13 protein-coding genes and 1 riboswitch are annotated in these 11,065 nt (G+C 56.9%); of the genes, 7 read left to right on the top strand and 6 right to left on the bottom strand.

Annotation, left to right across the window (positions count from 1 at the left end; translation table 11 throughout):
- Nucleotides 1-3: 3 nt before the first annotated feature.
- The 3 genes from cobW to cobU form a co-directional block, all read right to left on the bottom strand.
- Nucleotides 4-1,056, bottom strand: a complete 1,053-nt coding sequence (gene cobW, locus ABF979_RS03480; RefSeq protein ID WP_202207945.1) for a cobalamin biosynthesis protein CobW — start codon at nucleotides 1,054-1,056, stop codon at nucleotides 4-6.
- Nucleotides 1,053-1,466, bottom strand: coding sequence for a DUF1636 family protein (locus ABF979_RS03485; protein WP_415557810.1), 414 nt, complete (start codon nucleotides 1,464-1,466; stop codon nucleotides 1,053-1,055). Before ABF979_RS03485 ends, cobW begins: the two co-directional genes overlap by 4 nt.
- Before the next feature lie 120 nt (nucleotides 1,467-1,586).
- A riboswitch (cobalamin riboswitch) is annotated at nucleotides 1,587-1,825 on the bottom strand.
- A gap of 37 nt (nucleotides 1,826-1,862) precedes the next feature.
- A complete protein-coding gene (cobU, locus tag ABF979_RS03490; RefSeq protein WP_415557811.1) occupies nucleotides 1,863-2,423 on the bottom strand; it encodes a bifunctional adenosylcobinamide kinase/adenosylcobinamide-phosphate guanylyltransferase in 561 nt (186 codons plus the stop codon).
- Nucleotides 2,424-2,453: 30 nt separating this feature from the next.
- Here cobU and cobT point away from each other — a divergent pair, with 30 nt between their 5' ends.
- The 5 genes from cobT (at nucleotide 2,454) to bluB (ending at nucleotide 6,062) form a co-directional block, all read left to right on the top strand.
- On the top strand, nucleotides 2,454-3,512 hold the full coding sequence (cobT, locus tag ABF979_RS03495; protein WP_415557812.1) for a nicotinate-nucleotide--dimethylbenzimidazole phosphoribosyltransferase: 1,059 nt from the start codon (nucleotides 2,454-2,456) through the stop codon (nucleotides 3,510-3,512).
- Nucleotides 3,509-4,276 (top strand): adenosylcobinamide-GDP ribazoletransferase, encoded by a 768-nt coding sequence (gene cobS, locus ABF979_RS03500; protein ID WP_415557813.1) that lies wholly within the window; start codon nucleotides 3,509-3,511, stop codon nucleotides 4,274-4,276. Before cobT ends, cobS begins: the two co-directional genes overlap by 4 nt.
- A 166-nt stretch (nucleotides 4,277-4,442) precedes the next feature.
- A complete protein-coding gene (locus tag ABF979_RS03505) occupies nucleotides 4,443-4,667 on the top strand; it encodes a CbtB domain-containing protein (RefSeq protein ID WP_415552198.1) in 225 nt (74 codons plus the stop codon).
- 15 nt (nucleotides 4,668-4,682) lie between these two features.
- Nucleotides 4,683-5,420, top strand: a complete 738-nt coding sequence (locus ABF979_RS03510; protein WP_415557815.1) for a CbtA family protein — start codon at nucleotides 4,683-4,685, stop codon at nucleotides 5,418-5,420.
- Nucleotides 5,421-5,423: 3 nt separating this feature from the next.
- A complete protein-coding gene (gene bluB, locus ABF979_RS03515; protein WP_415557817.1) occupies nucleotides 5,424-6,062 on the top strand; it encodes a 5,6-dimethylbenzimidazole synthase in 639 nt (212 codons plus the stop codon).
- Here bluB and ABF979_RS03520 read toward each other — a convergent pair.
- Nucleotides 6,052-6,603, bottom strand: a complete 552-nt coding sequence (locus ABF979_RS03520; protein ID WP_415557819.1) for a histidine phosphatase family protein — start codon at nucleotides 6,601-6,603, stop codon at nucleotides 6,052-6,054. The two genes, bluB and ABF979_RS03520, sit on opposite strands and share 11 nt — an antisense overlap.
- 139 nt (nucleotides 6,604-6,742) lie before the next feature.
- Here ABF979_RS03520 and ABF979_RS03525 point away from each other — a divergent pair, with 139 nt between their 5' ends.
- Complete coding sequence (locus ABF979_RS03525; RefSeq protein ID WP_415557866.1) at nucleotides 6,743-8,461, top strand: M20/M25/M40 family metallo-hydrolase; 1,719 nt, start codon at nucleotides 6,743-6,745, stop codon at nucleotides 8,459-8,461.
- A 209-nt stretch (nucleotides 8,462-8,670) separates the two neighbouring features.
- Entirely contained in the window at nucleotides 8,671-9,576 is a 906-nt protein-coding gene (locus ABF979_RS03530) for a LysR family transcriptional regulator (RefSeq protein WP_415557821.1), read from the top strand.
- Here ABF979_RS03530 and panS read toward each other — a convergent pair.
- Both panS and ABF979_RS03540 read right to left on the bottom strand, forming a co-directional pair.
- Nucleotides 9,563-10,492 (bottom strand): ketopantoate/pantoate/pantothenate transporter PanS, encoded by a 930-nt coding sequence (gene panS / locus ABF979_RS03535; RefSeq protein ID WP_211511016.1) that lies wholly within the window; start codon nucleotides 10,490-10,492, stop codon nucleotides 9,563-9,565. The two genes, ABF979_RS03530 and panS, sit on opposite strands and share 14 nt — an antisense overlap.
- 84 nt (nucleotides 10,493-10,576) lie before the next feature.
- Nucleotides 10,577-11,029 (bottom strand): Lrp/AsnC ligand binding domain-containing protein, encoded by a 453-nt coding sequence (locus ABF979_RS03540; RefSeq protein ID WP_202207954.1) that lies wholly within the window; start codon nucleotides 11,027-11,029, stop codon nucleotides 10,577-10,579.
- Between the last annotated feature and the right edge of the window lie 36 nt (nucleotides 11,030-11,065).

Genomic DNA, 11,065 nt, shown 5'->3' on the forward strand with positions numbered 1-11,065 from the left:
AGGTCAGTCCGCCAGCAGTGCGGCTTCGATGGCTGCGCGATCCAGGCCTGTCTGGCCAATTACGACGAGACGCCCGTCCCGGCCTGCATCTGCGAGAGGCACATCAAATTCATGACGGAAACGGGTTCCGACACCCTGCACGGCCAATCGCATTTTCTTGCCCTGCACGGCTGCAAAGCCTTTCATACGGAGGATATCGAATTGCCCCGCAACCTCACTCAAGCGCTTGAGTAATGCTTCAGCACTTTTCTGCTCTGGAAGGACCACGACGAAACTCTCGAAGTCATCATGTTCGTGGTCATCTGCGCCATCATGATTGGACGGACGAGCCTGGAGATCGTCTTCGGCACCGGCACCAATCCCCAGCAGAACAGCGGGGTCCAGGCGTCCCTCTACTGCGCGCAGCGTAATAACTTTCCGCGGCACAGCCTCCGTAATGCCCTTTTCAACCGCATCAATCCCGGCTTCGTCCAAAAGATCAGTCTTGTTCAGAACAATCAGATCCGCCGCATTCAACTGATCTTCATAGACTTCAGCCAATGGATTATCATGATCCAGCGAAGGGTCGGCAGCCTGCTGTGCGGCAACGGCTTCCGGATCGTCCGCAAAGCGACCCGCGGCGACAGCAGGTGCGTCCACCAGCGTAATCACACCATCAACGGTCATGCGGGTACGGATCCCGGGCCAACTGAATGCCTTGAGAAGAGGCTTGGGCAGCGCAAGGCCAGATGTCTCGATCACGATGTGCTCTGGCGGATCAGGACGATCGATCAGAGCCTCCATGGTCGGAATGAAGTCGTCTGCAACCGTGCAGCAGAGGCATCCGTTGGTGAGCTCGACGATATCCTCGTCAGCACATCCTTCGATCCCGCAGGACCGTAGAATTTCTCCGTCGATCCCAAGTGAACCGAACTCGTTAACAACGATCGCAATACGGCGTCCGTCAGCCTGCGCGAGAAGATTTCGCAGAAGGGTTGTTTTCCCTGCCCCCAGAAAACCCGTGATGATCGTAACCGGAATCTTGCGACCGGAGCCTGAAACAGTCTGGGACATCATGAAAGTTCCTGTGAAGCAGACAAAGAAGATGGAAGACGGGCGATAACCATATCAGAAAGCGATGCGGGTCGCTTTGACGGCATCACTGTTCCGGTTTTCGATGCTCGGTAAAGCTGAAGGTAAGCCAGCAGGTCAGACAGCTTTTCCGGACCAAGCTCACCTAAAACAAAAGTCCATTTTTCCGGCATGGAAAGCGTGGCAATACAGCCTCGGCTACAGGCTGCCATACATTCAACGGGCTGGACGCTGAAATCGCCTTCAGCAGCCTGGTCAAGCAAGGCATCGTAGAGCTGCCGCCCCTGAACAGGGTCATTCCCAACCGGTAGACTGCGACGACACGTCACACAGACATGGAAAACTGGCGAAACGGATGACTGGCCCGCTTCAGCATAAGGCAGGGTATCTGCCATGGTTTCGTCTCTCTTGCAGCCACAACGGCATAACAAAAGGCGCGATGAAAGGCCTTCGCAATCGCGAAAGTGACACGCACATGATGGCGCGCCCTCACAGTCCGGGCACCCCGCCGGATCATGACACTTGGCTCAGATGGCAGGTCTCCTGACTCACGGCTGAGGCGCCATTAGCACCTCCTCTCCCACCGGGCCTTCCCAGATCGAAATCCAGTGGCTGCCTTTCCTGAAAGAAAGACTGGCAGGACAGAAAACCGTCCACAGTTGCGGGGGCAGTGCCGGGTTTGACCTACTTCTAAGGCCGCACCAGCTTCCCTTTTCATCCTCTTCCCAGAGGAACCATCAAACCCTCTCCTATCTCTGGGATGAAAGCGTGTCAAAGCCCGGGAAATGGGCTCATTTCATTTTCAAAGACAAACCCGCCGCCACAAACAGTACTTCTCCGGCGACTGCGGCGATCTTCTGATGAAGAAGACCCGCTTCATCGCGAAAACGACGAGCCAGGGCATTGTCCGGGACAATTCCGAGCCCTACCTCGTTGCCCACAAGAACGGTCCGGCCTTTCCGTGCTTGCAACGCCTCGAGAAGGTCTTTCGTCGCGGCGTGTATATTACGGTCTTCCAGAATGAGATTTGTCAGCCATAAAGTCAGGCAATCAACCAGGACCGGTGCGCCCTGCTCGACCTGTAAGACACCAGCGATATCAAATGGCTCTTCAACTGTATGCCACCCTTTGTTCCCACGGGTGGTACGGTGCAAATCTATCCTGGCCTGCATTTCCTCATCAAAAGCCCGACCGGTCGCGAGGTAAACCCAAGGGGCCGGAAGACCAGTGATGATTGCCTCAGCGATCCTGCTTTTTCCTGACCTGGCGCCCCCGAGGACCAGTGACACATTCGGCAGTCCTGTTTGAGTGGTGGTCTGTGCCACAATGTCTCCTGCGCCTTCTTCTTGCATGGTCCCTGATAACAGCACAAAAGACCTGTCATGCCATCGCACATCATGCCCTCGTTCTGTCAGCCTCCTTTCGCCAGCATTGCAGAACTTCGCACTGCCTGCCTGTCACTTCCAGACCCCGACCCAAAAGTCGCCGCCCTGATAGCGGAGCGAGACGCAACTCTGACCAAACCTCCCGGCAGCCTCGGGCGGTTGGAAGAGCTATCCATTTGGCTCGGTGAATGGCAGGGCCATCAGAAACCAACGCTAGAGCACGTTCAGATAACGATTTTCGCAGGGAATCATGGTGTGGTCCGCCGGGGCGTATCTCCGTGGCCTTCGGATGTTACGGCCCAGATGGTGTCGAATTTCCAGCGTGGCGGCGCAGCAATCAACCAGCTTGCCCGAAATGCTGGTGCGGACCTTGCTGTTGTTCCCGTCCGAAACCTAACGGCCACGGCAGATTTCACAGCGTTCCCAGCTATGAGCGAAGAGGAGTTCCTTGATGCGGTCTCGGTCGGATACACCGCTGTATCCCCCATGCTGGATCTGTTCTGCCCAGGCGAAATGGGCATCGGCAACACAACCCCTTCCGCCGCACTCTGTGCTGCCCTTCTAGGAGGCACTGGCGCGGACTGGGCAGGACGTGGAACGGGTCTCGATCAGGCGGGCGTTAACCTCAAGGCTTCTGTTATTGATGAGGCCCTGTGTATGCACGCGGCGTCACTTAGCGACCCCTTGGATACCGCACGTTGTCTGGGTGGTTACGAACTGGCCGCCATATTGGGAAGTGTTCTGGCCGCCAGACACCATCGTATCCCGGTTCTGCTTGACGGCTTCGTCTGTACCGCAGCCGTGCTGCCATTGATCAAACTGACTGCCTCAGCACTCGACCACACAAAGCTCTCGCATTGTTCCGCTGAAGCTGGTCACCGCAGGCTGGCAGATGCCCTCAGGCTGAAACCAATACTGGACCTGGGCTTGCGCCTCGGAGAGGGATCTGGGTCTGCGGTTGCCATTCCCGTCCTCAGAGCAGCATTGGCCTGCCACAACGGTATGGCGACGTTCGCAGAGGCTGCGGTTTCCCAATCAGACGTCTCCATTCAATGAGGCTTTGGCGCACCATTCGAGAAGACATCGCCTGTGGTGCAGGCCTGCTGACCCGCCTTCCCTTGGGATGGCTGCGCGTCAGCGGACAGGACTGGTCTCTGGCGCGGTCTGTCTGGTGCTGGCCCCTAATTGGGGCGCTTGTCGGTATTCTCAGCGCATCAATGTTCTTGCTGCTGAGCGCCTTGAGTGTTCCCCCTCTGGTAGCGGCAGCCTGGAGCGTCGGCCTACAAGTTCTCTTAACCGGAGGCCTGCACGAAGACGGACTGGCGGATATGGCGGACGGATGTGGTGGCGGCCATACTCCTGAGAAGCGCCTGACCATCATGCGCGATAGTCGTATCGGCAGCTATGGGGGGTTAGCTTTGGGCATCAGCTTAATCGTCCGCGTTACGACGTTAGCAGCGCTGCCTCCTTCAATGATCTTGCCGGCAATGGCTGCGACGGGAGCGCTCTCCCGCACAGTACTCCCACTCCTGACGTTCATCACACAGCCTGCGCGTGACAACGGGCTGGCAAAGCAGCTCTCCAGTCTGACGCGGGACCAGCTGCTGGGCACGTTGTTTTCCGGCTTTTGCGTGACGGTGATTTGCCTTCCCGCACAACTGGGCCTCCAAACTCTTCTTGCCGCACTGTGCACGATGCTTGGAGTTCGCGCCGTCGCCCGAAAACTACTCGGCGGATATACAGGAGACGTGCTGGGAGCAACGGCCAGTTTTGCCGAGTGCGTTCTCCTGACAGTGCTGGCCTCAGCATGGAAAAGTTGACACTTTCTCACGAAACGCTACATCCTCTCTCCTAGCGGAAGCAGGGAGAAGCCGGCGCAAATCCGGTGCGGTCGCGCCACTGTAATGCTCGTGAAATCACGTTGCGAAGCCAGACCTCCTTTATCAATTTTCCACCGCAGAACGCGCTTTTCCAGCGGAGCCTATTATGAGCCAGAGCCTTTCCCCGTCCCATCTGCCCGCCAGCATCGCCGCGCCGATTGCGCTGCCGATCCGCACGCTCCTTCCATGGGCTGCCTTCACGGTCGTTCTCAGCCTTCTGCTGCTTTATTTTGTTGGTGCAGAACAAGGCGCGACGTCTCTGATTTCAGGGCATGCGGTCCATGAATTTGTTCATGATGGGCGCCATCTTCTCGGCTTCCCCTGCCACTAAACGCAGCATAGTTTCATGACAGGTCGTCTTTTGAGCCGCGGCATGATTGCCGGGATTGCTGCCGCATTGCTTGCGTTCGTGTTTGCGCGTTTTTTTGGAGAGCCGCAGGTCAATCTTGCGATTGCATTCGAGAGCGCGAAAGACCTCGCTGCTGGCGAGCCGCCTGAACCGGAAATTATCAGCCGCGGCGTTCAGGCCTCTTTCGGCCTTCTGACAGCAGCCGTTATGTATGGCGCGGCTTACGGCGGCATTTTTGCAACCGTTTTTGCGTTTGCTTACGGTCGGGTGGGACGCTTTTCACCGCGAGCCTTATCTGCACTTCTGGCAGCCGCAGCATTCGTTGTGTTCGTGCTGGTGCCAGACCTGAAATATCCTCCCAATCCGCCTGCTGTTGGCCTTCCATCCACCATCGGCCTACGAACGGGCGCCTATTTCGGCATGATCGCTTTATCGCTTTGCTCGGCAGCGGCATCCTATATGGTCAGCCGACCACTCATCCGGCGCCTGGGCCACTGGAACGGTGTGCTAGCCTCTCTCGGTGTCTTCATCATTCTGGTGGCCGCCGTACAAGCTGGTATGCCTGATATCAATGAAGTTCCAACAGATTTCCCGGCAACAGTGCTCTGGCGTTTCCGGGAAGCAGCCTTGGGGATGCAGATCGTTCTATGGGCTACGATCGGACTGCTCTTCGGGCCTCTGGCATCCCGTGTCCTGATGGCGGGCGCCGACGAATCTCTTGCACGCAACGGATAAACCATGACGGTACCAGCCTTTTCAGACGATTTCAGAAAAGATCTGGAGCGCCTTTTCACATGGCGCCGGGATGCGCGACATTTCCAACGTGATCCTCTGCCCGCATCAGTGCTCGATGATCTCCTGCATGCATCGACCCTGGCGCCTTCCGTTGGTTTGAGTGAGCCCTGGCGCTTCGTGCTCGTTGAAAACCCAGAGCGAAAAGCAGCCGTTCGGAAGAGCTTTGAAACCTGCAACCGGGAAGCTCTTCAGGGATATGAAGGCGAACAAGCAGCATCCTATGCAACGCTCAAACTGGCCGGATTAGATGATGCCCCGCATCATGTCGCGGTCTTCTGCGAAACATTTCCGGACCAGGGACATGGTCTTGGACGTGCGACCATGCCCGAAACAACGACGTGGTCCGCTGTGATGGCCATCCATACGTTCTGGCTGGCCGCAACAGCGGCTGGTGTTGGGCTGGGCTGGGTCTCCATTCTTGAGCCCGAGCACGTGTCAGACCTTCTTGATGCCGAGCCGGGATGGAACCTTATCGCGTATCTTTGCATCGGATATCCTGCAGCCCATGCCAAAACGCCAGAACTGGAGCGCATGGGCTGGGAAACAAGAAACCCGGACCGACGTGAGTGGATCAAACGCTGACGTAATGGAGCCTGCTGCTGCCCTGCGGCATTGAAGGTGCTAGCAGGTTGACCCTCTCTCCTTTGGCAAGCCCATCAAGAAGACGAAGTGGGCCGCCGTGCGAAATGACTAACGCGGCCTCTCCGGCCTGAATGAGGTCTGCCCAGAAAGACTGCACACGCTCCTGCAGCGCTCGCCCACTTTCACCTTTTGGGGGAGAAAACCCTTCAGGATCTTCGGCCCAGCTATCGAGAGCCACACGCGGCACAACATTCCAGGATAGCCCTTCCCACTGGCCAAAATTTAGCTCCAGTAACCGGTCATCCAAACGCAGCGGCCACCCGGTCTGCGCCTCAAGTCTTCGCGCGACAGACAGACACCGGGCCGATGGTGACGTGTAGATAACGGAACAGCCGGCGCCCCTTGCAAGGGTCAGCAGACCAGCGGCCTGGGCCTCCCACCCCGCTCTGAGTTCCATTTCCTGTCGCCCGTAACAAAGGCCTTCACTCCCCTCAACGGGAGGATGGCGGGACAGGAGAACCGGAATGGTGAGAGTGGTCATTAATCGTAAATGGGGGTGCCACGCGTTTTCCGTCAACCAGCCAGCCCGATGATTTTATGCCATTTCCTGATCAGCAATCCGATGTGTAAGGTATGCCTCATTTCGTCAGACACGCGTTATGACAAAGACTGAGGACATGATGCACAAATCTTCCCTTCGAAACCGCCTGAAATTGGCTACCGCTCTTGCCGCTTTCGCGATAGCTCCGCTCGCAATCGGCGTTTCCGTGGCCCATGCAGCATCTGACGCAGGCGCCTCCGGCCCTATCGACCCGGCTCGGATGTCGGAGACAATGCGGGTTCTGGCTTCGGACTCATTTGAGGGACGTGCCCCTGGCACCCCAGGTGAGGCCGTCACGGTCAAGTGGCTGATTGATCAGTATCAGAAGCTTGGACTGGAACCTGGCGGCGAAAATGGTGGATGGACGCAGAATGTCCCCATGATCCGTACCCGCCCTGATCCGAAAGCGATCGCGACGATCAAGACACGGGGGCAGGCTGCTCTGCCGCTTCATCAGCTGACAGATATCGTCATGTCGACGCTCCAGCCGATCGAGCGCCTTCAGCTGTCAAACGTCCCTCTGGTCTTCGTGGGCTATGGTGTGACGGCGCCGGAACGTCGCTGGAATGACTTCAAGCAGGTTGATCTGCACGGCAAGATTGCGGTCTTCCTGGTGAATGATCCTGATTTCGATGCTGGACCGGAAGAGCCTGTTGCTGGCCGCTTTGGTGGCAAGACCATGACGTATTATGGCCGCTGGACCTACAAGTTCGAGGAAGCCGCCCGTCGCGGTGCAGCCGGAGCGCTGATCATTCATGATACTCCGGGCGCATCCTATCCCTGGAGCACGGTCGTCGCACCTCAGGGTGAAGAGTATGACATTCTTCACGACGATAAGGACCTGAAGTCCGTACCGATGATCGGCTGGATCGAAGGCAATGCAGCCAAAACATTGTTTGCCCGCGCCGGGCTGGATCTTAACCGTCTGCGTCGTCAGGCACGTTCGCCGGATTTCCATCCGGTCAATATTCATGACACGACGCTTTCAGTGGACATGCCGGTCAAGGTCGATCACCTCCAGAGCCAGAACGTCATCGGCAAGATCACGGGTACGGATTATCCCGACGAAACTGTAATGTTCGGCGCGCACTGGGATGCGTTTGGCAAAAGCACCGATGCCGCAGGCAAGACCGTTATTCGGCGCGGAGCGATTGACGACGGCTCTGGTATTGCAGCGGTTTTGGAAATCGCACGGGCTTTCAAGAAGGGGCCAAAGCCAAAACGGACTGTCAGTTTTGCTTCTTGGACTGGTGAAGAGCGCGGCCTTCTGGGATCGAGCTGGTATGTCGCCCATCCGCTGGCACCGCTGGACAAGACTGCGGCTAACCTGACCATGGATGTGCTTCAGATGGCAGGCCCAGCTCATAATGCCTTCATTATCGGCGCTGGACAGGACACCCTGCAGGATGACTTCGCAGCCGCAGCCCTTAAACAGGGCCGTATAACCCAGCCGGAAGCCATGCCAGAGCGCGGAGCCTTTTACCGTGCGGACCATCTGCCTTTCGCCCGGGCTGGCGTGCCCGTTCTCGCGGTTATGGATATGGCTGGCCCGTTCGATCTTCTTAAGGGTGGAACAGCCGCGGGCAGCAAATGGCTGACGGCATATATGGCCTGCTATCATCAGGCCTGCGATGCCTGGAGCCCTGACTGGGACGTCCAAGGTGCGGCGCAGGACGTCGATGTTGTCCGCCAGGTCGGATATAATGCGGCCTTCTCGCATGATTGGCCGACGTGGAAAGGTGGCTCCGAGTTCCGGGCTATCCGTGAAAAGAGCAACGACATTCGTTCGGCTCACTAAACTTCAGGTTCAGGCGGCTCCCAAAAAAATCCGCCTGATGTCTGATTTTAAAAGATATATTTTAGAAATGTCTTAATCCGTTTCATAGCGAAGGACATTTCTAGCCGCCCTGTTCAAGCAGGTGGCAATCCCCAGTTGGCGTCAAGCGCGCCTGAAAATTTGCGCGCTTTGAACAGAGTCCCTGCAACCCGTTCATAGATGGGATCGAGATGGACAATCGCGTTGGCGAAATGCAGGTTTTCCTACGGGTAGTCGAAAGCGGTAGTTTCTCAGAAGCCGCCCGGCTGCTGGTCATGACGCCGTCAACCGTCAGCAAGCTCATTGCCAGAATTGAAGCCCGTCTGGGTGTCCGCCTGATCGAACGCTCGACCCGCCGCCTTTCCGTAACGCAGGAAGGACAGACCTATTATACGCGCGCTGTCAGCCTGATAGCAGAACTCGATGATATTGAACGCAGCCTCACAACGGGAACCATGCAGCCCAGAGGGACGGTCCGGGTCAACGCGTCCGTTGCGTTCGGCACCCTTGGACTGGAGCCATTCCTCCCTGCGTTTTGGAATGCCTATCCGGATATTCTGATTGATCTCTCACTTTCTGACGACGTAACGGACCTTTACCTTGACCGAACAGACGTGGCCTTTCGTGTCGGCCGACTACAGGATTCAGGTCTCACTGTCCGTCACCTGGGGGCGGTACCACGCAGGATTGTAGCCTCACCCACCTATCTTGAACGCCACGGTACGCCTCAGACCGTTGCGGATTTAGACAGCCATCAATGCCTTGGGTTCAATTTCCAGCGCACAACCCCTGTCTGGCCGTTTCAGGAGAAAGGGCGGCTGATTGACCGGCGGGTGCACGGCCCCCTTTTGGCGAATAACGGTGAAACGGTAAGGCGTATGGCCCTGCAAGGCGTCGGGCTGGCACGGCTTGGCGAATATCATGTCCGTGAAGACCTGAAGACTGGCCGCTTGGTTGAAGTTCTGAGTGACGCCACGATACAGGACGAAGAAGACATTCATGCCCTCTTCCCTGCAGGACATCAGAGCCCACCGCGAGTGCGTGCCTTTCTTGATTTCATGGTTCCGCGAATACAGGATTATCTCAAGGTGCCTTGATCCGTGACGTGCCCTTACTGAGAGGCCGTGCGGCCCAGTACGCGGCCAGCACGGAGCCGGACACATTGTGCCAGACAGAGAAAACTGCTCCTGGCAGTGCCGCAAGGGGCGAAAAGTAAAGACGGCCCAGCGTTGCGGCGAGCGCCGAGTTCTGCATCCCGACTTCAAGCGCAAGCGTTCGGCAGACGGACTCATCGAAGCCCAGAAGCCTGCCGCCCCAGTATCCCCCCAACAAACCAATAGCGTTATGCAGAATAACGCCCAGGATCAAAAGGGGGCCTGCTTGAGCCAAGGAGGGACCGGCGCCCGCGACGACGCAACCAATGATCAGCAAAATGGACACCATGGCCACGGGCGGCAAGGCGCTCTCAATCCGCTGGATGGTCCGATGCCACAGCGTATTGACGATCACACCGGCAAAAACCGGTAACGCAACCATGGTAATGATGCTTCGGAACAGCCCCCAGCTATCAACAGAGACACCCGCAGACACATACAGCCGTGTCAGTAATGGTGTTGCAAAAATTCCCACCAAAGTAGACAGCGCACTAATACTGACGGACAGCGCTACGTCCCCTTTGGAGAGAAAAATCATCACATTGGAGGCTGTGCCGCTAGAGACACAGCCCACAAGAACCATGCCTGTCGCCAAACCGGGAGGCATACCGAGCAGATGCGCAATCCCCCATGCCGCCAAAGGCATGACGAGATAATGCAATCCTACCCCCGCCAGAACAGGATAAGGGCGCCGGGCAATGCGGGAAAAATCCTGCACTGTCAGAGAAACGCCCATTGTAAACATGATGAACGCGAGCAGCGGTGTGATGACCGGCAACAGTTTCAGGAACGGCGCGGGAAGCACGATGGCTGCCAGCGAGACCAAAATGGCCCAGACCGGGAAAAGGCGCGTCATCATCTGGCGGAGCGTCTCCATTGTTAGAACACGAGTAAGGTAACGTTCCTCATACCGTCATCTTGTCCACCTGGGAAAAGATAGCCGTCAGATCGGCAATTCGGGATCGGCTTTGACCTCTTCCATGACGGTATAGGTATGCGTCTGCCGAACCCCCGGGAGCCGGGTCAGGGTTTTCCCAAGAAAATTACGATATGCGGTCATATCCTTGACCCGCGCCTTCACCAGATAATCGAACCCGCCCGCAACCATATAGCACTCACTGACCTGAGGAATGGTTTTGAGTGCTTTGGAGAAGGCTTCAAAAATATCCGGACTGGTGCGATCCAGCGTGACCTGAATGAAAACAAGTAGCCCAAGATTGACGGTTTCAGGGTCCAGACGGGCCATATAACCGCGGATTACCCCATTTTGCTCCAGCTTTTTGACGCGCTCCAGCGTAGCGGCCGGGCTGAGATGAATCTGCCGTGACAGATCAATGTTCGTGATGCGGCCATCCTTCTGAAGAAACCTCAGAATTCTGCGATCTATGTCATCCACTTCGCACCACCTGCTAAATATAATTTTCCATAAATT

Origin of the sequence: Gluconobacter sp., assembly GCF_047723935.1 — a bacterium.
In the GTDB taxonomy this organism is placed as follows: Bacteria; Pseudomonadota; Alphaproteobacteria; order Acetobacterales; family Acetobacteraceae; genus Gluconobacter.

Excerpts from the sequence above, each read along its gene's own strand:
- cobW (WP_202207945.1), bottom strand. The coding sequence starts at position 1,056 with ATGATGTCCCAGACTGTTTCAGGCTCCGGTCGCAAGATTCCGGTTACG.
- ABF979_RS03485 (WP_415557810.1), bottom strand. The coding sequence starts at position 1,466 with ATGGCAGATACCCTGCCTTATGCTGAAGCGGGCCAGTCATCCGTTTCG.
- cobU (WP_415557811.1), bottom strand. The coding sequence starts at position 2,423 with ATGCAAGAAGAAGGCGCAGGAGACATTGTGGCACAGACCACCACTCAA.
- cobT (WP_415557812.1), top strand. The coding sequence starts at position 2,454 with ATGCCATCGCACATCATGCCCTCGTTCTGTCAGCCTCCTTTCGCCAGC.
- cobS (WP_415557813.1), top strand. The coding sequence starts at position 3,509 with ATGAGGCTTTGGCGCACCATTCGAGAAGACATCGCCTGTGGTGCAGGC.
- ABF979_RS03505 (WP_415552198.1), top strand. The coding sequence starts at position 4,443 with ATGAGCCAGAGCCTTTCCCCGTCCCATCTGCCCGCCAGCATCGCCGCG.
- ABF979_RS03510 (WP_415557815.1), top strand. The coding sequence starts at position 4,683 with ATGACAGGTCGTCTTTTGAGCCGCGGCATGATTGCCGGGATTGCTGCC.
- bluB (WP_415557817.1), top strand. The coding sequence starts at position 5,424 with ATGACGGTACCAGCCTTTTCAGACGATTTCAGAAAAGATCTGGAGCGC.
- ABF979_RS03520 (WP_415557819.1), bottom strand. The coding sequence starts at position 6,603 with ATGACCACTCTCACCATTCCGGTTCTCCTGTCCCGCCATCCTCCCGTT.
- ABF979_RS03525 (WP_415557866.1), top strand. The coding sequence starts at position 6,743 with ATGCACAAATCTTCCCTTCGAAACCGCCTGAAATTGGCTACCGCTCTT.
- ABF979_RS03530 (WP_415557821.1), top strand. The coding sequence starts at position 8,671 with ATGGACAATCGCGTTGGCGAAATGCAGGTTTTCCTACGGGTAGTCGAA.
- panS (WP_211511016.1), bottom strand. The coding sequence starts at position 10,492 with ATGATGACGCGCCTTTTCCCGGTCTGGGCCATTTTGGTCTCGCTGGCA.